Source organism: Streptomyces sp. KM273126 (assembly GCF_004337435.2).
GTDB classification, from domain to species: Bacteria; Actinomycetota; Actinomycetes; order Streptomycetales; family Streptomycetaceae; genus Streptomyces; species Streptomyces acidicola.
Genome location: NZ_SJXB02000001.1, coordinates 4482795 through 4505955 on the forward strand (window position 1 = coordinate 4482795; position 23161 = coordinate 4505955).

Annotated in this window: 18 protein-coding genes; 10 read left to right on the forward strand and 8 right to left on the reverse strand. The window is 71.9% G+C overall.

Features of this window, described 5'->3' with window-relative positions; all coding sequences use genetic code 11:
• Positions 1–5: 5 nt before the first annotated feature.
• Both E0500_RS19255 and E0500_RS19260 read left to right on the forward strand, forming a co-directional pair.
• Positions 6–1115 (forward strand): N-acetylglucosamine kinase, encoded by a 1110-nt coding sequence (locus tag E0500_RS19255; RefSeq protein WP_131559647.1) that lies wholly within the window; start codon positions 6–8, stop codon positions 1113–1115.
• A complete protein-coding gene (locus E0500_RS19260; protein WP_131559649.1) occupies positions 1112–3469 on the forward strand; it encodes a glycoside hydrolase family 3 N-terminal domain-containing protein in 2358 nt (785 codons plus the stop codon). The genes E0500_RS19255 and E0500_RS19260 overlap by 4 nt, the downstream gene beginning before the upstream one ends.
• Here E0500_RS19260 and E0500_RS19265 read toward each other — a convergent pair.
• From E0500_RS19265 to E0500_RS19290, 6 genes are all read right to left on the reverse strand, one after another.
• Complete coding sequence (locus E0500_RS19265) at positions 3433–4341, reverse strand: carbohydrate ABC transporter permease (RefSeq protein ID WP_181587051.1); 909 nt, start codon at positions 4339–4341, stop codon at positions 3433–3435. The genes E0500_RS19260 and E0500_RS19265 overlap by 37 nt on opposite strands.
• Positions 4338–5357 (reverse strand): carbohydrate ABC transporter permease, encoded by a 1020-nt coding sequence (locus E0500_RS19270; protein WP_181587052.1) that lies wholly within the window; start codon positions 5355–5357, stop codon positions 4338–4340. The genes E0500_RS19265 and E0500_RS19270 overlap by 4 nt, the downstream gene beginning before the upstream one ends.
• 2 nt (positions 5358–5359) lie before the next feature.
• Positions 5360–6736 carry an extracellular solute-binding protein gene (locus E0500_RS19275; RefSeq protein ID WP_131559652.1) on the reverse strand — a complete coding sequence of 459 codons (1377 nt, stop codon included), beginning with the start codon at positions 6734–6736 and terminating at the stop codon, positions 5360–5362.
• A gap of 157 nt (positions 6737–6893) precedes the next feature.
• Positions 6894–7577 carry a peptidyl-prolyl cis-trans isomerase gene (locus tag E0500_RS19280; RefSeq protein WP_399119477.1) on the reverse strand — a complete coding sequence of 228 codons (684 nt, stop codon included), beginning with the start codon at positions 7575–7577 and terminating at the stop codon, positions 6894–6896.
• A complete protein-coding gene (locus E0500_RS19285) occupies positions 7574–11884 on the reverse strand; it encodes an NEW3 domain-containing protein (RefSeq protein ID WP_131559654.1) in 4311 nt (1436 codons plus the stop codon). The genes E0500_RS19280 and E0500_RS19285 overlap by 4 nt, the downstream gene beginning before the upstream one ends.
• Before the next feature lie 109 nt (positions 11885–11993).
• Positions 11994–12878: a MurR/RpiR family transcriptional regulator gene (locus tag E0500_RS19290; protein ID WP_131559656.1), complete on the reverse strand. Its 885-nt coding sequence runs from the start codon at positions 12876–12878 to the stop codon at positions 11994–11996.
• Between the two features lie 227 nt (positions 12879–13105).
• On the opposite strand from E0500_RS19290, the gene E0500_RS19295 reads away from it, so the two are divergent.
• From E0500_RS19295 to E0500_RS19315, 5 genes are all read left to right on the forward strand, one after another.
• The gene (locus E0500_RS19295; RefSeq protein ID WP_131559658.1) at positions 13106–13879 is read left to right on the forward strand and encodes a sugar isomerase domain-containing protein; all 774 of its coding nucleotides are present in this window, start codon (positions 13106–13108) and stop codon (positions 13877–13879) included.
• 212 nt (positions 13880–14091) lie between these two features.
• On the forward strand, positions 14092–16695 hold the full coding sequence (locus E0500_RS19300; RefSeq protein WP_220140550.1) for a glycoside hydrolase family 2 TIM barrel-domain containing protein: 2604 nt from the start codon (positions 14092–14094) through the stop codon (positions 16693–16695).
• 123 nt (positions 16696–16818) lie between these two features.
• Positions 16819–18336, forward strand: coding sequence for a tRNA (N6-isopentenyl adenosine(37)-C2)-methylthiotransferase MiaB (gene miaB, locus E0500_RS19305; protein WP_131559662.1), 1518 nt, complete (start codon positions 16819–16821; stop codon positions 18334–18336).
• A gap of 31 nt (positions 18337–18367) precedes the next feature.
• Positions 18368–18640 (forward strand): type II toxin-antitoxin system RelE/ParE family toxin, encoded by a 273-nt coding sequence (locus E0500_RS19310; RefSeq protein WP_131559663.1) that lies wholly within the window; start codon positions 18368–18370, stop codon positions 18638–18640.
• 143 nt (positions 18641–18783) lie between these two features.
• Positions 18784–19518: a class III extradiol dioxygenase subunit B-like domain-containing protein gene (locus E0500_RS19315; RefSeq protein WP_131559665.1), complete on the forward strand. Its 735-nt coding sequence runs from the start codon at positions 18784–18786 to the stop codon at positions 19516–19518.
• A 113-nt stretch (positions 19519–19631) separates the two neighbouring features.
• Here the strand turns inward: E0500_RS19315 and E0500_RS19320 are convergent, their stop codons facing one another.
• Positions 19632–19916: an antitoxin gene (locus tag E0500_RS19320; RefSeq protein WP_131559667.1), complete on the reverse strand. Its 285-nt coding sequence runs from the start codon at positions 19914–19916 to the stop codon at positions 19632–19634.
• Positions 19917–19940: 24 nt separating this feature from the next.
• Entirely contained in the window at positions 19941–20282 is a 342-nt protein-coding gene (locus tag E0500_RS19325; RefSeq protein ID WP_131559669.1) for a hypothetical protein, read from the reverse strand.
• A gap of 181 nt (positions 20283–20463) precedes the next feature.
• On the opposite strand from E0500_RS19325, the gene miaA reads away from it, so the two are divergent.
• The 3 genes from miaA (at position 20464) to dapF (ending at position 22970) form a co-directional block, all read left to right on the forward strand.
• Positions 20464–21402 (forward strand): tRNA (adenosine(37)-N6)-dimethylallyltransferase MiaA, encoded by a 939-nt coding sequence (miaA, locus tag E0500_RS19330; RefSeq protein WP_131559671.1) that lies wholly within the window; start codon positions 20464–20466, stop codon positions 21400–21402.
• A gap of 108 nt (positions 21403–21510) precedes the next feature.
• Complete coding sequence (locus E0500_RS19335) at positions 21511–22053, forward strand: hypothetical protein (RefSeq protein ID WP_131559691.1); 543 nt, start codon at positions 21511–21513, stop codon at positions 22051–22053.
• Positions 22054–22100: 47 nt separating this feature from the next.
• On the forward strand, positions 22101–22970 hold the full coding sequence (dapF, locus tag E0500_RS19340; RefSeq protein WP_131559673.1) for a diaminopimelate epimerase: 870 nt from the start codon (positions 22101–22103) through the stop codon (positions 22968–22970).
• Positions 22971–23161 lie beyond the last annotated feature (191 nt).

Here is a 23161-nt window from a genome sequence, read left to right on the forward strand (position 1 = left end):
CCGCGATGAACAATGAATTGAACCAGGATCTTGTGGTCGGTCTCGACGTGGGCGGCACACGCACCCGCGCCGTCCTGGCGGCCGCCGGGGACGGACGCCCGCTGGGCGAGGGCGTCGCCGGTCCCGGCAACGCCCTGACCGTCCCCGTGCCGCAGCTCACCGAGCACCTCGCCGAGGCCGTCGACCGGGCGGTGCCGGAAGGGGCGCGCGGCAGGGTCGTGGCCGTGGCCGGAGGCTTCGCGGGTGCCACGGGAGCCTCCCCGGACGAGCCCGGGCGCCTCAACGCGCTGGCCGCCCTGACCGCCGCGCTCGGCGAACTGGGCATCGCCACCGAAACGGTCGGGATCCACAGCGACATCGAGGCCGCGTTCGCCTCCGCGCCCGGCGCCCCCGCCGACGGCCTCGCCCTGGTGGCGGGCACGGGCGCGGTCGCGGCCAGGATCGCGGAACGCCGTTGCGCCGCCACCGTGGACGGCGACGGCTGGCTCCTCGGCGACGACGGCAGCGGCTTCTGGATCGGCCGCAGCGCCGTGCGAGCCGCTCTGCGCATGGCGGACGGGCGCGGCCGGCCCACGGCACTGGCCGCCACGGTCGGGCGCGCGCTGGGGCTGCCGGAGGAGGTCCTGCCGTCCGAGGCCAACATCCTGCCGTCCGAGGGCGTCATCCGGTACGAAGGCGCCCTGCCGTACGAAGGCGCCCTGCCGTACGAAGACGTCCCGCGGTACGAAAAGGGAGGCGCCGCCTCGGAGAACTGGACCCGGGCCCGACGCGAGGCCTTCCGCATGCACCTGCTGCCGGCCGTGATGGGGCAGCCGCCGATCCGGCTCGCCCGGCTCGCGCCCCTGGTGGCCGAGGCGGCCCGGCGCGACGACGCCGTCGCCGGTGCGATCCTCGACGAGGCGGCGGACCAACTGACGCAAACCATCCGCGCGTTGGAACCCCGGCCCGGCGAACGGATCGTCGCCACCGGCGGGCTGCTCGGGCCCGACGGCCCCCTGACCGCACCCCTGACCGGCCGGCTCCGGGCTCTCGGCCTGACGCTCGACGGGGTGGCGGACGGCTGCCGGGGGGCCGTGGCCCTCGCCCGGCTCGAACACGAAGGCGGTGGCCGATGAGCGGCACTCAGCAGGAAGCCCTCCTCCCTTACCGTGACTCCACGGCGCCGGTCGACACCCGCGTCCGTGACCTCCTGGCCCGTATGACCCTGCGCGAGAAGGCCGGCCAGCTCAACCAGCGCATGTACGGCTGGGACGCCTACCGCCGCACACCCGACGGAGCGTTCGAGCTCACCGAGGCGCTGCACGCCGAGACCGAGCGCTTCGCGGGGCTCGGCGCCCTGTACGGACTCTTCCGCGCCGACGCCTGGTCCGGGGTCGACCACGCCACCGGAGCGGACGCCGCGCACGGCGCGGCCCTCGCCGACCTGGTGCAGCGTCACGTCGTGGCGGCCGGCCGCCACGGCATCCCGGCCCTGTTCGTCGAGGAGGTCCCGCACGGCCACATGGCCCTGGACGGCACCGTCCTCCCCGTCAACCTGACGGTCGGCGCCACCTGGGACCCCGAGCTGTACGAACGCGCCGCCGCCCACGCCGCCGCCGAACTGCGCGCCCGCGGCGGCCATGTGGCCCTCGTCTCCGCGCTGGACATCGCCCGCGACCCGCGCTGGGGCCGTACCGAGGAGTGCTTCGCCGAGGACCCGTACCTGGCCGCCCGGCTCACCGAGGCACTGGTGCGGGGCATGCAGGGGGAGACACATGGGGAGACAGGGGACACGCGGGACGGTCTCTTCGCCGACGACAAGGCCCCCGTCGTGCTCAAGCACTTCGCCGGACAGGGCGCCACGGTCGGCGGCCGCAACTCCGCCGAGTCGGAACTCGGACTCCGGGAACTGCACGAGATCCACCTCCCGGCCGCCCGTGCCGGAGTCCGGGCCGGCGCCGCCGCCGTCATGGCCGCGTACAACGAGGTCGACGGCATGCCCTGCTCCGGCAACCGTGCCCTGCTGCACGGGCTGCTCCGCGAGCGCTGGGGTTTCCAGGGGATCGTCATGGCCGACGGGCTCGCCGTGGACCGGCTGGCCCGGATCACCGGTGACACGGTGTCCGCCGGCGCCCTCGCCCTGACCGCGGGCGTCGACCTGAGCCTGTGGGACGAGGGCTTCACGCACCTTCAGGAGGCGGTCGGGCGCGGTCTCGTCGGTGAGGACGTCCTGGACGCCGCCGTCGCCCGGGTGCTGAGCCTGAAGTTCCGCCTCGGGCTCTTCGACCGCCCGTACTCCGCCGACCGGCCGGTCGCCGCGCCCGCCGCCGACCGTGGGCGCGCCCTGAGCACCGCCCTGGCGCGCGGCGCGGTCACCCTCCTGCACGACGACGGCGGGGTGCTGCCGGTCCGGCCCACGGTCTCCCGCATCGCGGTCCTCGGCCCGCACGCCGCCACGACCGCCCACCAACTCGGGGACTACACCGCCCCGCAGCGCCCCGGCACGGGCAGCAGTGTCCTCGACGGACTGCGCCGCCTCGCCCCGCCGGACGTCGCGGTCCGGCACGCCCGCGGTTGCGCGCTCACCGGCGACGACGTGTCGGGCATCCCCGAGGCCGTCGCCGCGGCGAGCGCCGCCGACCTGGCCGTCCTCGTCCTGGGCGGCAGCAGCGCCCGTACCCCGGACACGGACTTCGCCGCCAACGGAGCCGCCCGCACACCCGTCTCGGAGATGACCTCCGGAGAGGGCGTGGACCTCGCCGGACTACGGCTCGGCCCGGCCCAGCACGTGCTGCTGGACGCCGTCACGGCCACCGGCACACCCACCGTGGTCGTCCTGCTCCAGGGCCGCCCGCACGCCGTACCCGAGGCGGCGGACCGGGCGGCGGCCCTGCTCACCGCCTGGTACCCCGGCCCGTGGGGCGGCGACGCGATCGCCGAGGTACTGCTCGGGCACGCGGAACCCGGCGGACGGCTCCCCGTCTCCGTGCCGCGCTCGGTGGGTCAACTGCCCGTTCACTACAACCACAAGGACACCGAGTACGGGTCGTACGTCGACGAGAGCGCCGAGCCGCTCTACTCCTTCGGGCACGGGCTGACGTACACGGCCTTCGCGTACGGCCCGCCGCGTCTCGCCGAGGACGCCGTCGGGGACACCGTCGAGGTCGACATCACCAACACCGGGCAGCGCCACGGCCGTACCGTCGCCCAGCTCTACATCCGCCGTCTGCTGACCCCGGTGTGGCCACGCACCCTCGAACTGCGGGACTTCCGGAGAGTCGAACTGGCGCCGGGCGAGCGGCGCACGATCACCTTCCCCCTCGGCGACGGTCAGCTGGCCCAGGTCGGCGCCGACCTGGAGACGGCCGTACTGCCCGGCACCCTGGAGATCAGGGTCGCCGAGTCGTCGCGGGCCGCGCTGACCGCCGTGCCCCTCGTGCTGCGGACCGACGGTCAGAGCTTCACGGCGCCCGCCGAGACACCCTTGTAGAACCACCGCTGCGTGAGGAAGAACAGCACCAGCACCGGAACGATGGAGATCACCGACCCGGCCATGACCACCCGCTGGTCGTAGCCGAACGACGAGCTCTGCAACCGGGAGAGACCCAGCGTCAGCGTCATGTTGGCCTCGGAGCGCAGCACGATCAGCGGCCACAGGAAATCGTCCCAGGCGGCGATGAAGGTGTTGATGACGACCACCAGGATCGCGCCCCACGCGGACGGCAGATACAGGTGCCTGAACCGTTGCCACTCGCCCGCACCGTCGATCATCGCCGAGTCCTCGATCTCGCGCGGCACCGCCAGGAACGCACCGCGCATCAGCAGGACGTTGATGGCACCGACGAACCCGGGCAGCCACACCCCCACCAGGCTGTCGACCAGGCCGAGGTCACGGATGCTCAGGAACAGCGACACCATGATCGACTCGAAGGGGAACATCATGGAGGCGGCCAGCAGGACCCACACCGCCCTGCGGCCCTTCCACGCGGGCTTGGAGAGCATGTACCCGGCCGTGGTGGAGAACAGCAACTGGCTGGTGACGGACAGGACGACCACGAACAGGCTGTTCCAGATGTACGTGGCCACCGGCACCTGCTCGAAGACCTCCCGGTAGGCGCGCAGGGTCGGGTCGTGGGGCAGCAGCGAGGCGTTCTCCCCGAAGACGTCCTCGCCGGTGCCCTTCAGCGACGCCAGGAACTGCCAGAGCAGCGGCCCCACGGTGATGCCGAGCACGAAGAGCAGCAGCAGATAGCGCAGGACGAGTTCACGGGGGCGGCCGTAGTCCCGCCAGCGGGGCATGAGACGCCGGGGCATCGGGCGCCGGGGCATCGGGCGCCGGGACTTGGGCACGGCCGTCGTCATGACTCGTCCTCCTTCGTCAGGCGCTGCGCCAGCAGGGTCAGCCCCAGCGTCAGCAGGAACAGGGCCACACTGACCGCCGATCCGTAACCGGCGTTGCCGGTGAGGGGGTCGAGGCCGACGTCGCGGATGTAGAAGGGCAGAGTGCGGTCGGCGCCGCCGGGGCCACCGGTGGGGCTGCCGAGCATGTAGATCTCGGTGAACACCCGCAGCGAGCCGATGCCGGTGAGCGTGCCGACCAGCATCATGGCCTGCCGGACGCCCGGCACCGTGATGTGCCAGAACCGCCGGACCGCGCCGGCGCCGTCCATCGCCGCCGCCTCGTGCAGCTCCTTGGGCACGTTCCCCAGCGCGGCCAGGTAGAAGATCATGTACCAGCCGAGGCCCTTCCACAGCGTCAGGCCCATCGCGGAGAACAGGATCAGCCATGAGTCGGACAGGAACGGGATGGCGTCCTCGATCAGATGGGCCTTCTCCAGCGAGGTGTTGATCAGCCCTTCGTCGGCGAGCAGCCACTGCCAGCTCAGACCCACCACCACGCTGGAGGCGAGGACCGGGGTGTAGAAGGCCGACCGGAAGAACCCGATGCCGGGCAGCTGCTTCTCCACCAGGACGGCGAGCAGCAGCGGCAGCAGCACCATCAGCGGCACCACGATCAGCGCGTACAGCAGGCTGTTGCGGGTCGCCAGCCAGAAGTCGGGGTCGTCCAGCATCCGCGTGTAGTTGGACCACCCGACAAAGCCCGCGGCGCCGCCGAGCGGCTTGGCATCGGTGAACGACAGCAGAAGCGTGTTGAGGAACGGGAATACGCCGAAGACCGCCGCGCAGACGATGGCGGGGGCGGCCCACAGCCAGGGCTGCCACCAGCGGCGGTACAGCGCCGCGCCGTTGGCGCCGGGAGCGGGCCCGGGCCTGAGGGCACGGCCCGCTCGGCGTATACGGGACGGGGCGGTGCCCGGTGCGGGCCGCGTGGCCTCCGTACCGGGCACGGACACCGGCTTCGTGGTGTCGGCCACCACGGTCAGCTGCCCTGCTTCAGCAGCTCGTTCGCCTTGTCCTGGGCGTCCTTCACCGCCTGCTCGGGGCTCTTCTTGCCCTGCATGGCCAGCTGCACCTGGGACACGATGGCCTTCTGCACCGCCGGGGAGAGGTTGGTCTGGTAGGCGGTGGCGGTCTTGAGCTGCTCGGCGACGAGCGCGCGGGCCTTGGAGAAGGGGTCGTCGCCGGTCGCGTTCTGGAAGAACGGGTCGTCCAGCGAGGCCGTGGTCGTCGGGAAGATCACGACGTTCGGGTTCTTGCACCAGGCCGTCTGGTTCTGGGCGTTGGTGAGGAACTTGGCGAACGCGAGCGCCGTGGGGGCATTCTTGCTCGTCGAGCTGACCCCGATGTACTGCGGGGCACCGGTGGTGTGGCCGAGCTTGTCGAGCGGCTGCCGGCCGACGCCGGTTTTGGCGTAGACCGACGGGCTGTTCTCTTTCACGAAGCGCACGAAGCTCGGGTTCGTCGAACCGTAGGCGACCTGGCCCTGGCTGTACGGCGTGGAGGGGTCGTTGCTGGAGGACAGCGAGTCCTTCGGCATGGCGCCCTCCTTGTACAGCTTCGCCATCCAGGCGACCCACTGCGTGGTCCTCGGGTCCTCGGCGAAGGTGGCGGCCTTGCCGTCGGCGGACAGCGTCCTGATGTCCATCTGGTCCCAGTCGGCCGGTATCCGCCAGATCGGGTTGGCCATCGTCGCGTAGTACTCGCCCTTGGCCGACTTGGCGATCTTCTCGTAGTCGGCGAACAGCTCGAACATGGTCGTCGGCGGCTTGTCCGGGTCGATCCCGGCCTTCTTCAGCAGGTCGGTGTTGTACGTCAGCAGGACGCCGCCGGTGTACCAGGGGAACACGGTGTGCACGGACGCGTCCGTGGAGTCCTTCATGGTGCTGGACTTCCAGAACGCCGGGACGAACGGCTCGGCGGAGGAGGGGTCCTTGACGCCGAGGTTGAGCAGGTAGTCGTACTTGGTGAGGGCCGTCGCCGTCTCGGAGTTGAGGTTGAGCACGTCCGGCAGGGTGCAGGCCTGGGCGTCGGCGACGTTGCGCTGGGTGAACGTCGCGGTGTCGCCGGGGTCGTCGATCCACTTGACCGAGGTGCCGGGGTTGGCCTTCTCGAAGTCGTCGATCACTCCGTTGAAGAACTCCCCGAAGTCTTTCTTCAAGTTCGTCGTCTGGAAGGTGATCTTGCCCTTGATGTCGCCGGAGAGCTTGCCGGAGCCGACATTGCCCTTGTCGACCGTGCAGTTGCCCACGGTGGCCTCCCCGTCTCCGGAGCCGCCGCCCGACAGGCCGCAGCCCGCGGCCGTCAAGGACAGGACGACGAGACAGGTCAGGGATCCGGTGAGTCTTCTTGTGCGCATGGTCGTTGCCCTCCTGCGGTCGGGTTGTTGCCACTCGCCGCTGGTTCAATTCACCAACTTCGACTCCAGTTGATGAAAAGGTGGACCAGAATTCATCGGAGGTCAATGGGGTTCCGTGTTGCGTTTCGGTTCCGGCCGGGTGGCGGGCGGCTCCCGGTCAGTGCCGGTGCTCGTGGTCCGGGTGCGCCGGGTCGCCGGGGTGTTCGTGTCCGGCGGCGTACACCACGTCGGCGCGAGCCTGGTCGAGCCAGGCGAAAAAGGCCCGATGTCCCGCCGTCCGCCGCAGCTCCCGCTCGATGCTCTCGCGGGCCCGCTCGTACGGCAGCACGTCGGCCGGTGCCGGCTCGTCGAAGGGGTCTACGCCCCGCCGGAGGGCCTCAGGAGTGAGGAAGCGGTCGCGGTTGCGGTCGTAGTAGTCCCGTACGACCGCCTCGGGGATCTCCTGCTCGCCCTCCAACTCGTCCAACAGGGCGCGTGCGGCGGGGGAGTGGGCGAGCACCGCCGCGACGATGCTGCCCAGGTCGGCGACGTCCGCCTCCGCCACGGCGAGCACCTGGGCGGGCGACACCTCCTCCGGCGTCCTCAGCCCCCGGGTGACGCAGGCGCGGCGTGCCAACTCGTCCGCGACCACCACCTGCGTCGCCCAGCGTCGCCGCTGCCGCTCGGCCCGGGCGAGGGCCTCGGGACGCATCTCACGGTCGCGCGCGGGGACGGCCTTCAGGAAGGCGTCCACGCGGGTACGGGGGATGGCCTCGCCGTGGACGAGGGCGGCGGTGCCTTCGGGAGGGTCCGTTCGTGGGTGCGCGTGTGGGTGGACGTGCGTCGCCGTGGGCCCGTTCACGGGGTGACCTCCAGGACGACGGTCTCCGTGTAGGCGACATTGCCGTGCCACGCGGCCTTCGCCATCAGCCAGTACGACCCCGGAGGCACCGCCCCGCCGTCCACCTCGATCACGCACTCGGTCCGCTCCCCGGCGGCCACCGTGAACCCCTGGCAGCCGGGAGCCACGCCCGCCCACGTGCCCCACGACGACACCGCCCACAGCGTGCCGCTCACCGGCCCCCGCGTGGTGTTCCGCACCGTCACCGGGACCCGGACGCGCTCACCCCGCCGCACGGTGACCCGCTCGGTGCCGAGCCGGGTCACGAGGGTGGGTCCGGTACGCCCGTCCGGCTCGCCCTCCGGTACGGCACCCGGCACGTCGAGCGCGACGACGTCCTCGTACGTCTGACCGCCGTACTCCAGGTGAGCGGCGAGCCAGTGCCGGCCGGGCGCGGCCTCGGGTGAGGGCGTGACGGTCACCTCGGTGAGGGTGAACCCGCCGGGGCCCAGCGCGTACGGCAGTTCGGCGGGCGCGACGGACCAGCCGGGAGGCACCGCGAAGGTCACCGTCCCGGACACCGGCGCGTCGGTGAGCTCCGAGCTCACCCGGACCGTCGCGGTGACCGGGCGGCCGTCGGACGCGGTGAGCGCTGTCGGCGACACGTACACGGCCACCGGCAGGTTGCCGCGCGGTGCGGGACCGGAGTTGTGCAGCCAGTAGCGGGTGTGGACCGGCTGGGCGGGCTCACGGGCGGCGACTCCGGGTCCGGCGGAGGGCTGCGTACGGTCGGGCCCGGCGGAGGGCTGCCCGCGGTCGGGCGTGGCCAGGACGGTGGCGACCTCGAAGCCGGTCAGGTCCGCTTCGAGGTTGCCGCCCGCGTCCGGGGCGAGGGGCTCGCCGGGCGTCTCCAGGACATCGGCGCGGGCGCCCTCCGTCCACGCGCGGGGCCCCGTCACGCGCGCCCGCACCGGCCGCCCGTTCACCTCGTGCATCCGTACGACGACCCCGCGCGCCGGATCGGCGGGCGCCACGCTGCCCCGGGCGAGCGGGGAGCCGGCCGGCTTGAGGGCGTCGAGGAGGACCTCACCGGCGGGTTCCAGGCCCAGCAGGGTGGTCGTCCTCGGCAGCAGCTCGGGCTTCTGGGGCCCTTCGCCGTCGGTTCGCAGCCGTGCGGTCAGCGGATGGTTGAACTCGTGCCCCCGCGTGGGCAGTCCGAGGTCCCGCCAGTCGCCCCCGCCCGCGACGACGGCGTACTCGAAGGTGTGCGACCAGCGCTGGAGCTGGAACGCGGAGCCGTCCGGGGCGGTGCGGCGCGGCGGGTCGACCCAGATGCCCGACGGCCAGCCGGTGCAGGAGCGCATCAGGGACATGTAGAGGTCGCCGGAGGCCGTGACCACACAGCCGGGCGTGCCCCGGTTGAGGACGGCGAAGCTCCGCCCGTCCCAGGCGTCGCCCGGCGGCAGCGCCTCGCCGCCGCCCGCCGCCGTGGCCGTCACGGTCGCGTCGTCGAGGTCGGCGATCAGCGCCTCGACCGCTTTCGCGTCGTCCTCGGGGTGGGCTCCCGCCACCACGAGCAGCGGCAGCCGCTCCAGATCGCGCAGATCGGCGCCCGGCACCCACTCCTCCCGCAGCCCGGCCCGCGGTGCGACCCACACTGCCGCCACGCCCCTCTCGGCCAGTTGCCGCTTGAGTTCCCGCCCGGCCGCCGGGTCCCAGCCGAGGGCCTCGGCGACCAGGGTGTTGCGCTCGGGTGCGCCGACGGCGATGCGGATGTCGGGGAGGTTGGAGTCGACTTCGAGGTCGCCGTAGCGCTGTCCCCCGGCGATGGTCGAGGTCGCCGTCACCCCGGCGCGTACGAGAGCGGCCGCGAGCGGGGTGCCCAGCTCCCCGGCGTCGTCCCAGTTCGCGTACACGAGTTCGGCGACCCCGATGGACCGGTGCCCGAGGAACGCGCCGGAGTCGTCCCGCACCGCCACCCGCGCGGTGGACCCGAGCCCGAACCACGTGTTGGCCGGGTTGTCGAGCGTCCACGGGAACCGCTCGCTGTCCACCTCCACGAACCCGAACCCGCGCCCGATGACCGCGTCGGCCACCTCGTGCACCGGCAGCCCGCCCCGGACGGAGGACGGCCACCGCACCCGGATGAGCCGGTCGGCACCGTCGTACCCGTCGATGGTGGTCGTCACGTCCAGCCGGTCGACGCCCTCCCACAGGCACAGCCGCTGGGTGTACCGGAACAGGCCGAGGTCGCCGGTGACGGTGATGCGGGACCCGGCCGGAGAATGTTCCACTGTCGCGGACGCTGTCACATCCCGGCTGCGAGCCACCGTGGTGCCGGTCGGGGTCAGATGCCACGGACCCTCGCCGAAGCGCGGATGCCTCGGGTACTCCTCCTGGACGACGAGCTCGTTGCCGACGTCGCCGGGGCGCAGCAGTTCGCGCCCGCCGTCGCGGAGCGCGCGCAGGCCGCTGACGGCGCCGCCGCGCGCGGGGTCGACGGTCACCTCGTAGAACGCGTTGCGGATCGTCGTACCGTCGCCGTCGCGCGGCGTCCACCCGGACACCGCACCCTCGGCCAGGGGAAGGGCCTTGAGGCCGAGGCCGGGCACCTCCGGTACGACGACACGGAGCCGGCCGTCCTCGTCGCGCACGGCGGGGAGGGCGCGGCCGGTGCCCTCGTCGAGCGGGACCAGGTCCCGCTCCTCGACGGTGACCACGTCCCGCCGCGGCCAGGTCGAGGAGTTGAGGACGACGAGGTCCGGGGCACCGCCGGGCCGCGGGGTGACATGGTCGGTGAGGGCCTGGGTGGCGTCGGCGTGCACGGCCTGGGCGAGGTCGTACAACTCCCGCCAGCCGGTGAGCAGATCGATGTAGACCTGGTCGGACTCGGAGCCGGTGATGGCGTCGTGGTGGGCGCCGTAGATGAGCTGCCGCCAGGCCTTGTCGAGCGCGGCGTCCGGATACGGGTGCCCCGTGACGAGGGACGCGAGCGTCGCCCACGCCTCGGCGTCGGCGAGCAGCGCCTCGCCGTGGCGCTGGGCCTGCTTGGTGTCGATGTACGAGACGTCCTTGCCCGTGTAGACGGGGTTCATGTCCCGGGTCTGAGGCGAGGCCTTGCGCCCCTCGGAGTCGAGCTCGGCCCGCACGGCGGCGAAGAAGTCGCGCGGTACGGCACTGATGAAGCGCGGCCAGACGTAGCGGGCGTTCCAGTCCCGGTGGATGTCCATCACCCAGCGGCACGGCGGCGCGTAGTCCCCGCCGACCGGGAGCAGCACGTTGCGGGTGAGCGCGACCTGCTTGAGGCCCTGGAACAGCTTGTACGCGGCCGCCTCGGCCTCCGGCAGGGTCGGCGCGTTGTCGATGGCCCAGCCGGCGCCGTAGTGGTTGACCATGTAGGCGGTCAGCAGGCCCCGCCCGGACGGGGCGATCCAGCTGAACTCGGCGGGGAACTGCATCCTGTTCGGATCGCGCGGCTCCTCACCGAACACGGAGAGGGTGGGCCCCCACTGGTGGAACGGTCCCCGCGCCCACGAGCTGGAGGAGAGCCCCGCGTCCGCCATGAGCCCCGGGAACTGCGGGTCGTGCCCGAACGCGTCCAGCTGCCAGGCGGTTTCGGGCGAGGCTCCGAGGATCGCCCGCTGGAAGCCGTCCCCGTAGACGGCGTTGCGTACGGTCGCCTCGGCGCCGGTCAGGTTGGTGTTGGGCTCGTTGTAGGTGCCGCCCATGATCTCGACGCGGCCGGTGCGCAGCAGCTGGCGCAGGAAGGCCCGCTCCTCGGGGAAGGCGTCCCAGTACGGCTTGAGGTAGTCGACCTCCGCGAGCACGAAGGTGTACGCAGGGTCGCGCCGCGCCAGATCGCAGTGGGCGCGCACCAGGCTCATGCCGGACTGGCCGCGCGAGTCGAAGGTGCGGGCCGGGAGCCCGCTGCCGGCCGGGTCGTCGGCGACGTCCCAGGTCTCGGTGTACGCGGCCTGGGTGTTCCACCAGACGGGGTCGTAGTGGAAGTGGCTGACCATGAACATGGTCCAGCCGGGTTCGGCGACCGTGAACTCACCCGTGTGCCGGGCCAGTTCGTCTCCGTCCGCAGCCGTCACCGTGATCGGGCAACGGTCGCCGGCGGCGAGGCCGGTGGTCACGGGTATCTCGGCGCGTACGGTGCCGTCCTCGCCCACGGTGGTCTCCGAGGTGCCGGTGAGGCCTGGGCCCTCCACGGTGAGCCGGACGGTCCGGCCCGGGGTGTGGCTCAGCTCGACGGCCACCACCTGACGCGGCTGCTCGGTGGTTCCGGCGAAGAGCTCGGTCGACTCGACAGCGGTGACACGCATGAGGCTCCTACGAGGGTGCTCGGCGGAGCCTCATCGTGGCACCGAGCGATGGTTCAAACAACCGCCTTCACGTCTCATCGGTGGTTCACCCATGCATCTCCGGTCACGTTCACCGTGCGCGGCGCGACTTCACCGCGTGCTGTCCGGCGATGTGGTCGGTCAGGGCCAGCGAGGCGCTCGCGCGCTGGTACGACAGCTGCGCGACCCGTACGTACAGGCAGTCGATGAGCACCAGCACCGAGTGCCGGGCGCCGATGATGCCCGTGGGGAAGCTGGTCTGCGACGAGGACGAGATGAGCCGGATGCCGGCGGCCCGGGCGAGCGGTGAGCGCGGGTCGGCGGTGAGGGCCACCGTGGTGGCGCCCCGCTCCTTGGCCAGCTCGAACGGCTCGATGGTCTCGCGCGTGGCCCCCGAGTGCGAGATGCCGATGGCGACGTCGGCCGGGGTGAGCAGCGCCGCTGAGGTGGTCGCCGCGTGCACTTCGGTCCAGCCGCGCACCGAGCAGCCGATGCGGAAGAGGCGGGTCTCCGTCTCCTGGGCCACCGCGCCGCTGCCGCCCACGCCGTACACGTCGATGCGGCGGGCGCGGGCCATGGCCTGCGCCGCGCGCTCCAGTGCGTCGAGGTCGATCCGGTCGATGGTCTGCTGGACCGCGCGCAGGTCCGCGCTGCCGACGACCTGGACGACCCGTTCGAGGTCGTCGTCGGGGGAGATGTCGGGGCCGATCTCGGCCGTACCCCAGTCGGAGACCTCGCTGCGGCCGCGCTCCTGGGCCAGCTCGATCAGCAGGTGCTGGTACGAGTCGAGCCCCACGGCGCGACAGAAGCGGGTGACCGTGGCCTGCGAGGTGCCGGTGCGGCGGCCCAGCTCGGCGGCCGAGACATGGGTGACGGCGGCCGGATCCTCCAGGATCAGCTCGCCCACTTTCCGCAGGGAGCCGGCCAGGCGGGGCAGCTCGGTACGGATCAGAGTGGTGACGTCCGTCGGGGGCATGCGGTACCCGGTCTCCTTGGTTCTGAGTGGTGCGTGGTGCTGTGTGCTGATGGTGAAGAATGTACCAGCCACCACTTGGGCGACAGATTGAAATTCAGGACCGGGGCGCGGGTATGAGGCTTGTGGGGCAAGGGGGCATCGCTCCGTTGCTCAGAGTGCGAGGCGTGTGATTTATTGATTCACCAGGTGTAGTTGAGGTGGTTCAATCCACCGGTGGGGAGTGTCCCGTGACCGTCGACTCTGTGGACTCCGTCAGCGCCGAGGGCTTCGCGCGCACGAGCCTGGCCGTTCTCGACCGCATCACCGTGTCCGCCCGCGACGAGGTGCGGCGGGCCGCGGAGCTGATCGCCGACTGTGTGCGCTCGGAGGGAGTCGTCCAGGCCTTCGGCACCGGACATTCCCAGGCCGTCGTCCTGGAGGTCGCGGGTCGCGCCGGCGGACTCGTCCCCACCAACCGGCTGTCCATCGCCGACCTCGTCCTCTACGGCGGGGACGACCCGAGCGTGCTGGACGACCCCCTGCTGGAGCGCCGGTCCGGGGTGGCCGCCCGGCTCTACGACCTCGCCGCGCCGCAGGCCGGGGACCTGTTCGTCATCGTGTCGAACTCGGGCGTCAACAACGTGATCGTCGAGATGGCGCTGCACGCCAAGGACCAGGGGCACCGCGTCCTGGCCGTCACCTCGCTGCCCCACACACGCGCCGTCCCCGCCTCCCATCCCAGTGGCCGCAAGCTCGCCGACATCGCCGACGTCGTCCTGGACAACGCCGCCCCGCGCGGCGACGCGCTCCTCGGGCTCCCGGACGGCGGCGCCGTCTGCGCGCTGTCCACCCTGACCGGCGTGATGCTGGTCCAGATGTCCGTCGCCGAGGCCGCCGCGCAACTGCTCGCCGCCGGTGAGCGCCCACCGGTGTACGTCTCGGCCAACGTGCCCGGCGGCTTCGAGGGCAACCTGGAACTGGAGAAGCGCTACAGCGGGCGCATCCGCCGCACGGCCAGTTGAGGGTTTCTGTGCCTTGACGCCACCTTCGAGCCCGTCTACTCCTGTCATGTCTATGTCGGTTCAGTACTTCGTTTCACGTTCGGCATATCGAATCCCCTGACTCTCCTGAGAGGGCGGAAGACATGGCGATGCGGGAGCAGCGACACGACAGCGATGCGCCGGAGCGCGCCGCCGATGACGTACCCGGGCGATCGCACGGCCCGTCAGGCGGCGTGACGCGGCGTCAGGCACTGCAGCTGGGCGCGGTGGGCGTGGGTTCGCTGGCGCTCGACGCGGGCCCTGCGGCCGCCGTGGCCGGCACCGAGTCGCCGCCCGCGGGCGGGCCGCCCAGGGAACGGTCGTTCGACGAGGGGTGGCGCTTCTTCCGTGGCGAGGCGACCGGTGCGCAGGACCCGGAGTTCGACGACCGCGAGTGGCGGTCGCTCGACCTGCCGCATGACTGGAGCGTCGAGGATCTGCCCCACGCCCCCGCTCCCGACGGAGGAGCCACCAGCGACCCGTCCCTGCTCGTCCCCAAGGAGCCGCCGACCGAGCCCGGCCCGCCTCCGGTGATCGGCCCGTTCGACCCCGAGAACAGCGAGGGCGGGGGCTCGACCGGCTACACGGTCGGCGGGACCGGCTGGTACCGCAAGCACTTCACGCTGCCGGACCCGGACGACGACCTCCACCACGAGCTGCGGTTCGACGGCGTCTACCAGAACGCGGACGTCTGGCTCAACGGCGTGCACCTCGGCTTCCACCCCTACGGCTACACGTCGTTCGCGTACGACCTGACCCCGCACGTGAAGCGCACGGGGACCAACGTCCTCGCCGTGCGGGTCGACAACACCGGCCGCAACAGCCGCTGGTACTCGGGCTCGGGCATCTACCGGCACACCTGGCTGACGACGACGGGGCCGGTGCGGATTCCGCTGTGGGGCGTCCATGTGAGCACGCCCGTGATGGGCGAGCGACGGTCGGTGGCGCGCGTGGAGGTGTCCCTCGTCAACCTCGGCGGGCGCCCCTCGGCGGCATCCGTGCGCGTCAGCGTGCGCGACCCGCGGGGCCGTGTCGTGGCGACGGCACAGGAGCCCGCACAGGACCTCGCGCCGGGCGCGACGCCCACCGTACGGCTCGACCTCACGGTCAGGCAGCCCGAGCTGTGGTCCATGGACGCGCCGAACCTCTACTCCGCCCACACGGAGGTACTCGTCGGCGACAGGGCCGTGGACACGGTCACCACCCCCTTCGGGATCCGCTCACTGGTGTGGAACGGCGAGGCCGGATTCCTGCTCAACGGAGAGCCGGTCGAGATCATGGGCGGCAACGTCCACCACGACCACGGCCCGCTCGGCGCTGTCGCGCTCGACCGCTCCGAGGAACGCCGGGTCGAGATCCTCAAGGCGGCCGGCTTCAACTCGATCCGCACCGCCCACAACCCGCCGACACCCGCGCTGCTCGACGTCTGCGACCGGCTGGGCATGCTGGTGATGGACGAGATCTTCGACGTCTGGGACACCGGCAAGAACCCCCAGGACTACTCCGTGCACTTCGCCGAGTGGTGGGAGCGGGACCTCAGGGGCACGGTGCTCCGGGACCGCAACCACCCGAGCGTGGTGATGTGGTCGCTGGGCAACGAGATCACCGACAACACCAGCGGCCACCGGGGAGCCGAGATGGCCCAGGCGCTCCGCTCCCTCGACAGGACCCGGCCGATCACCCTCGGCGGCGGCTCGACCCACTCGGCGGACGACCCGTCCTGGGACTACGTCGACGTCGGCGACGTCCACTACAACGCCAACGGCAAGACCTACGGCCCGATGCACGAGGCCCACCCCGGCAAGGCGATGACGCACAACGAGACGTTCCCGGCGACGATCCACCAGGACATCACGTTCGCCGCCGAGCACACCTGGGCCACCGGGACGTGGATCTGGGCCGCCTGGGACTACCTCGGCGAATCCGGCATCGGCAAGACGGCGATCCCGCCCGTGGGAACGGCTGAGACCATCGGCGACCAGAGCGTCATGCCGGGCTGGTCGATCTCCCGCGAACTGCACCACACCTGGGGCGGCTTCGGCTACCCGTACCCGTACTTCCAGGCGAACTGCGGGGACTTCGACCTGATCGGGCAGCGCAAGCCGCAGAGCCACTGGCGGGCGGCGGTGACCGGCCGCAGTCCCGTCGAGCTGATGGTGTTGCGCCCGACCCCGCCGGGCACCGAGCAGGTGGCGCTCTGGTGGGGCTACTACGACGAGCTGGCGAGCTGGACCTGGGACGTGGAGCCCGGCACGCCGATGACCGTGCACGTCTACACACCGGGTGACAGCGTGCGGCTGCTGCTGGGCGGCAAGGCGGTCCCGGGCGGCGCCGCGACGGCTCCCGAGCGGTCCACGGCCACCTTCACCGTGCCCTACGAACCCGGCGAGCTGACGGCCGTCGCCACCAGGAACGGCAGGGAGATCGGCCGGACGACCCTCACGACGGTGGGCGCCCCTGCGGCGCTGCGGCTCGTCCCCGACGTCATGGACCTCACCACGGGCCGGGACGACCTCGCACATGTGCTCGTCGAGGTGATCGACCGGCGCGGCCGTCCGGTCCCCGACGCGGCGCTAGAGGTGACGTTCGAGGTGACCGGCGCCGGGGAGCTCGCCGGCGCCGGCAACGGCAACCCCCACAACGTCGACAGCTTCCGGCAGCCGCGCCGCCACACCTGGCACGGCAAGGCCCTCGCCATCCTTCGCCCGGGGAAGAGAACGGGCCGCCTCACCCTCACCGCGAAGGCCCCCGGCCTGCGGCCGGCGACCGTCACGCTGCCGGTCGGACGACCACACTGACAGCCGGGCCCGGGCACGGCGGCGCCGACGGGCACGACCCGTCCACCGAGACCGCGCCCGGGCCCGCCGCCGGCCGGGAGGCCACGGGCCGGGTGTACTCCGGGCAACGCCTACCCTTATGGCATGAGCAGCAGCGACCGGAGCCGGGCAGTGGGCGTCAAGACATACGAAGTACGCACCTACGGGTGCCAGATGAACGTCCACGACTCCGAGCGTTTGTCCGGCCTCCTGGAGGACGCCGGCTACGTGCGCGCACCCGAGGGCTCGGACGGCGACGCGGACGTCGTCGTCTTCAACACCTGCGCCGTTCGTGAGAACGCCGACAACAGGCTGTACGGCAACCTCGGCCGCCTCGCCCCGAAGAAGGCAGGCCGTCCCGGCATGCAGATCGCCGTCGGCGGCTGCCTGGCGCAGAAGGACCGCGACACCATCGTGAAGCGGGCGCCCTGGGTGGACGTCGTCTTCGGCACGCACAACATCGGCAAGCTGCCCGTCCTGCTGGAGCGCGCCCGCGTCCAGGAGGAGGCGCAGGTCGAGATCGCCGAGTCGCTGGAGGCGTTCCCCTCGACGCTGCCGACCCGCCGCGAGAGCGCGTACGCGGCCTGGGTCTCCATCTCCGTCGGCTGCAACAACACCTGCACCTTCTGCATCGTCCCGGCCCTGCGCGGCAAGGAGAAGGACCGCCGGACCGGCGACATCCTCGCCGAGATCGAGGCACTGGTCGGCGAGGGCGTCTCCGAGATCACGCTGCTCGGGCAGAACGTCAACGCGTACGGCTCCGACATCGGCGACCGCGAGGCCTTCAGCAAGCTGCTGCGGGCCTGCGGCGGGATCGAGGGCCTGGAGCGCGTCCGCTTCACCTCCCCGCACCCGCGCGACTTCACCGACGACGTGATCGCGGCCATGGCCGAGACGACGAACGTGATGCCGCAGCTGCACATGCCACTCCAGTCCGGCTCGGACCCGGTCCTCAAGGCGATGCGCCGCTCCTACCGCCAGGAGCGCTACCTCGGCATCATCCGCAAGGTGCGGCAGGCCATCCCGCACGCGGCGATCACCACGGACATCATCGTCGGCTTCCCCGGCGAGACCGAGGAGGACTTCGAGCAGACCCTCCACGTGGTGCGCGAGGCGCGCTTCGCACAGGCCTTCACCTTCCAGTACTCCAAGCGCCCCGGCACCCCCGCGGCCACCATGGACAACCAGATCCCCAAGGAGGTCGTCCAGGCGCGCTACGAGCGTCTCGTCGCCCTCCAGGAGGAGATCTCCTGGGAGGAGAACAAGAAGCAGGTCGGCCGCACCCTGGAGCTGATGGTCGCCGAGGGCGAGGGACGCAAGGACGGCGCCACCCAGCGCCTCTCCGGCCGTGCCTCCGACAACCGCCTGGTGCACTTCACCAAGCCCGACCAGGAGGTCCGCCCCGGAGACGTGGTCACGGTCGAGATCACGTACGCGGCCCCGCACCACCTGCTCGCCGAGGGCGCCGTCCTGGACGTGCGCCGTACGCGCGCGGGCGACGCCTGGGAGAAGCGCAACACCGAGAAGGCCGCCGCACAGCCGGCCGGGGTGATGCTCGGCCTGCCGAAGATCGGTGTACCGGAGCCGCTGCCCGCCGCGACGAGTGGCTGCGGCTGCGACTGAGGGCCCGGCACACCGCGTGAGGGGAGGGAGCATGGCGGTGCCGTACAGCGTTGAGTTCACCGAGCGGGCCGCCCGCGCGCGGGACAGTCTGCCCGCCGAACGACGGGATCTGCTGGAGCGTGGCCTGGCCATCCTGGTGACCGACCCGCGGCACAAGCTCTCCCACTCCCTGAGCGGCGACGAGACCGCGCGGGAGATCGCTCTCTCACGCAACCTCGTCATCGAGTACGTGGTCAGCGACGGCAAGCTCGTGGTGCTCGTCGTCACGGTCATCGACCTGACGGACGTACTCATCGAGGAGTGACGTACTCGTCGAGGAGCGACAGGCTCGTCGAGTGACAGGCTCATCGAGGAGTGACGGACCGTCGCGGTGAGCGGACGCCAGGCCGTGGGAAGGCCGCCCGGGGGAGGAGCCACCGGGTCGCGCCCCCGGCTACGCTGCGGATCATGCTTGTCGCCGCAGCCGTCTGCCCGTGTCCGCCCCTGCTCGTGCCCGAGGTCGCCGCGGGTGCCGCGCCAGAACTGGACGCCGCGCGGGCCGCGTGCGCGGACGCGCTCGGGGTGCTCGCCGCGGCACGCCCCGACCGGCTGGTGGTCGTCGGCCCGGCCGACGAGACCGGACGCGGACAGTACCCGGAGGGCACGCCGGGCTCGTTCCGCGGCTTCGGCGTGGACGTCGACGTACGCCTGGGGCGCGGCAGGCCGGACCCCGCGGCCCTGGACGCCACGGCCCTGGAACGCGAGCTTCCGCCCTCCCTGGCGGTGGCCGCCTGGCTGCTGGCGCGCGCGGACTGGGCCGACGCGCCCGTAGCGGGCCTCGGCGTCGGGGAACTGCTGGACGCCGAGCAGTGCGTCCGGGCCGGACGGGAACTCGCGGCGCCGGACCAGCGGGTGGCCCTGCTCGTCATGGGCGACGCCAGCGCGTGCCGCACCCTCAAGGCTCCCGGCTACTTGGACGAGCGCGCCGCCGGCTTCGACGCCGAGGTCGCCCGCGCGCTCGGCTCGGCGGACATCCCGGCCCTCAAGGCCCTGGACAGAGCCCTGGCCCGTGAACTCAAGGCCTCCGGCCGCGCCCCCTGGCAGATCCTCGCGGGCGCGGCCGAGAACACAGCCCTGTCGGGCTCGCTCCTCTACGACGAGGCACCGTACGGGGTGGGCTACCTGGTGGCGGCCTGGTCGTAGCCACAGCGCCCGACACGACGCGACACGAAATGACACGGCACGAATGACACGGCACGACACGGCGGACGGCCGGGACCTGTCGGGCTCCGCGGCCGTCCGCCGTACCGTGCCGCTCAGGAAGCCGGGGGCGGTGGCGGTGGCGGTGGCGGCACGTCCGGCGGGGGTGCGGTGGCGCCGCTGTCCTTGTGCGCGAGTCGGTCCATGGCGCCCTTCGCCCGGCCCGTGCCCGAGTGGATCCGGTCGCTGTACTTGCCCTTGGTCTTCTTGTCGACCGCGTTCGCGACCTTGTCGAGACCGCGCTCGACCTTGTCGATCTTGTCCCCGTGCTTCTGCGCGAGGTGCGAGACCTTTTCCTTGGCCGGGGTGAGTTTGGACTTCACGTTATCCAGGAGACTCATGGTTCACCTTCCCGCGGGCAGCGGTCATGTGCGGGCGCTCTCGCCGGCCTCGTTGTCGGCGGCCTGCTCGGCGGTCTGCTGGTTCGGGATCTCCACGTCGTCGCCCGCACCGAGTTCCTCCGGCGCGACCTTCTCCGGCGCGGCTTCCCCTGCCTTGGCTTCACTCGCCTTGACCTCGCCCGCCTCGGCCTCGACAGCCTTGCCTTCCGGCTCCGTGGCCTCCGACGTCGTGGTCTCTTTCGGCCGCTTCGCCTCGTCCGTCCCTTGTGCCTCGGACCCGGCCGTTGGCGTGTCGGACTGCGCCTCGGCGGTTGACGCCTCCTCCGTAGCCTTCGACTTCCGGAAAAGTCGTGCAAAAACGCCCATATCAACTCCAACGTTACTCGTGCGGGGGAAATCCCGCGTCGCCCGGTGCGTCCGATTGCGTCGCCCGGGTCACCGGTACTCGAGTCCGGCGGTTCGAACCTCGCAACAGGGAACGACCCCACCCCGGTGCCGTCACGTAACTCGTTCGAGGGCGGGTGCGGGGGTTTGCGAGACTGGGGCGGTGAGCACCACACCCGCCGCCCCCCGTGTCATCGCCGTCGTCGGACCCACCGCTGCCGGAAAGTCCGATCTCGGCGTCTTCCTCGCCCAACGTCTCGGCGGCGAGATCGTCAACGCCGACTCGATGCAGCTCTACCGCGGGATGGACATCGGCACCGCCAAACTGACACCCGCGGAGCGCGGCGGCGTCCCTCACCACCTCCTGGACATCTGGGACGTGACGGTCACGGCCAGCGTCGCCGAGTACCAGCGGCTCGCCCGCACGCGCATCGACGCCCTGCTCGCCGAGGGCCGCTGGCCCATCCTGGTGGGCGGCTCCGGGCTGTACGTCCGTGGCGCCGTCGACAACCTGGAGTTCCCCGGCACCGACCCCGAGGTCCGCGCCCGCCTGGAGGAGGAACTCACCCTGCGCGGCTCCGGCGCCCTGCACGCCCGCCTCGCGGCCGCCGACCCCGAGGCGGCCGAGGCGATCCTGCCCAGCAACGGTCGCCGCATCGTCCGCGCCCTTGAGGTCATCGAGATCACCGGCAAGCCGTTCACCGCCAACCTCCCGGGCCACGACTCCGTCTACGACACGGTCCAGATCGGTGTCGACGTCTCCCGACCCGAACTCGACGAGCGCATCGCCCGCCGGGTCGACCGCATGTGGGACGCCGGGCTCGTCGACGAAGTGCGCTCACTCACGGCGCAAGGACTGCGCGAGGGGCGCACGGCGTCGCGCGCGCTCGGCTACCAGCAGGTTCTCGCGGCGCTCGCGGGTGAGTGCTCAGAGGACGAGGCGCGCGCCGAGACCGTGCGTGCCACCAAACGCTTCGCGCGCCGCCAGGATTCATGGTTCAGGCGCGACCCCCGCGTGCATTGGCTTAAGGGGGGTGTCGCCGATCACGCGGAACTTCCGGAGCTCGCCCTGTCGTTCGTCGAACGACCGGTCACAGCCTGATCACGTCATGGCATCGGGACGCACCGGCCGTCATCCGGTCCTTCGGGACCGTGCCATCATCGAGCTTCGATCGACCAAGTGAAGTCCTAGTTGGGAGGGCGCGTGGCGATGGAGGCCGGCCCTCGCAACACCGCACAAGGCGCAGAGTACGAGACCGCTGAGTACCAGACAGCGGAGAACGGGGAGCAGCAGGCCCTGGAGGGGTACCGCTTGAGCCCGGACGGGGACTCCCTGAGCTCGGACGGCCCGGACGAGCAGTCGCCGGGCGGAGTGACCGACGACGGACCGGAGGTGGACGACATGTCCGCCGGACCCGAGGTCGAGGTCGAGCTCCGCCCCCAGCGCCGGCTACGGATCTGGCAGCTCGCCCCCATCGTCGCCCTGGCCGCGCTGGGCTCCCTGATGTTCGCCTTCCCGCTCGCCTTCGAGTTCGGCGACGGCGGCGCCGTGGTCGCCATGCTGGGCCTGCTGATCTGCTCCTGCGCGGCCGGCTGGGGCATGATGGCCGCCCGCCGCGTCGGTACCACCTGGCCCGGACTGCCCCAGCGCGGATCCGGACGCCGCCCCGACTGGCGGGTGGTCCTCGGGTACGCGGTGATCGTGCTCGCGGTGGTGGCCCTGGCCGTGTGGCGCGTGGCCCGACTGCGCTGACCCCCGCGCGGCGACGCGGTGTCGTACGCACACCGTACGATCGAGGAATGAGCACGCCGATCGCCTTCCTCAAGGGCCACGGGACCGAGAACGACTTCGTGATCATCCCGGACCCGGACAACGCCATCGACCTGCCCCCGGCCGCCGTGGCCGCCCTGTGCGACCGGCGCGCGGGGCTGGGCGGGGACGGTCTGCTGCACGTCGTACGGTCCGCCGCGCACCCCGAGGCGAAGGCGATGGCGGCCGAGGCGAAGTGGTTCATGGACTACCGCAACGGCGACGGCTCGATCGCGGAGATGTGCGGCAACGGCGTACGGGTCTTCGCCCGCTACCTCCAGCGCGCCGGACACGTCACCGAGGGGGACCTCGCGGTCGCCACGCGCGGAGGCGTGAAGACCGTGCACATCGACAAGGACGGTGACGTCACCGTCGGCATGGGCAGGGCGCGCCTCCCCGAAGGGGACGTCACCGTGAGCGTCGGTGAGCGCAGCTGGCCCGCGCGCAACGTGAACATGGGCAACCCGCACGCCGTGGCCTTCGTCGACGACCTCGCCCACGCCGGCAACCTGTACTCGGCGCCGCCGTTCAGCCCGGCCTCCGCCTACCCGGACGGAGTCAACGTCGAGTTCGTGGTCGACCGCGGTCCGGCCCACGTCGCGATGCGCGTGCACGAGCGCGGCTCCGGCGAGACCCGCTCGTGCGGCACGGGCGCGTGCGCCGTCGCCGTGGCGGCCGCCCGCCGCGACGGCACCGACCCGGCCGTGACGGGCACTCCGGCGACGTACACCGTTGACGTCCCCGGCGGAACACTCGTCATCACCGAACGCCCGGACGGCGAGATCGAGATGACGGGCCCCGCCGTGATCGTCGCCGAGGGATCGATCGACATGGACTGGCTGGAAAACGCGGCGAGTTGACCCGAGTCCAGGCTGGGTGTCGCAGCACTCGGGCTTCCCGGGGCTGCGATGCCGTGCCCTCTGCGGCGTTCGCGGGTTCGATTCCATGGCCAACTGCCCTATGGATGGCTCGAAACCGTAAACCTGTGAAGCGTCGCTCGAATGAGTGATCCGTTTCACGCTCGGGGGGAGGCGGTCAATCGCACCTGGTG

What these genes read in the sequence shown, in the direction of transcription:
- E0500_RS19255 (WP_131559647.1), top strand. Translation starts at nt 6, where the DNA reads ATGAACAATGAATTGAACCAGGATCTTGTGGTCGGTCTCGACGTGGGC.
- E0500_RS19260 (WP_131559649.1), top strand. Translation starts at nt 1,112, where the DNA reads ATGAGCGGCACTCAGCAGGAAGCCCTCCTCCCTTACCGTGACTCCACG.
- E0500_RS19265 (WP_181587051.1), bottom strand. Translation starts at nt 4,341, where the DNA reads ATGACGACGGCCGTGCCCAAGTCCCGGCGCCCGATGCCCCGGCGCCCG.
- E0500_RS19275 (WP_131559652.1), bottom strand. Translation starts at nt 6,736, where the DNA reads ATGCGCACAAGAAGACTCACCGGATCCCTGACCTGTCTCGTCGTCCTG.
- E0500_RS19285 (WP_131559654.1), bottom strand. Translation starts at nt 11,884, where the DNA reads ATGCGTGTCACCGCTGTCGAGTCGACCGAGCTCTTCGCCGGAACCACC.
- E0500_RS19290 (WP_131559656.1), bottom strand. Translation starts at nt 12,878, where the DNA reads ATGCCCCCGACGGACGTCACCACTCTGATCCGTACCGAGCTGCCCCGC.
- miaB (WP_131559662.1), top strand. Translation starts at nt 16,819, where the DNA reads ATGAGCAGCAGCGACCGGAGCCGGGCAGTGGGCGTCAAGACATACGAA.
- E0500_RS19310 (WP_131559663.1), top strand. Translation starts at nt 18,368, where the DNA reads ATGGCGGTGCCGTACAGCGTTGAGTTCACCGAGCGGGCCGCCCGCGCG.
- E0500_RS19315 (WP_131559665.1), top strand. Translation starts at nt 18,784, where the DNA reads ATGCTTGTCGCCGCAGCCGTCTGCCCGTGTCCGCCCCTGCTCGTGCCC.
- E0500_RS19320 (WP_131559667.1), bottom strand. Translation starts at nt 19,916, where the DNA reads ATGAGTCTCCTGGATAACGTGAAGTCCAAACTCACCCCGGCCAAGGAA.
- E0500_RS19325 (WP_131559669.1), bottom strand. Translation starts at nt 20,282, where the DNA reads ATGGGCGTTTTTGCACGACTTTTCCGGAAGTCGAAGGCTACGGAGGAG.
- E0500_RS19335 (WP_131559691.1), top strand. Translation starts at nt 21,511, where the DNA reads ATGGAGGCCGGCCCTCGCAACACCGCACAAGGCGCAGAGTACGAGACC.
- dapF (WP_131559673.1), top strand. Translation starts at nt 22,101, where the DNA reads ATGAGCACGCCGATCGCCTTCCTCAAGGGCCACGGGACCGAGAACGAC.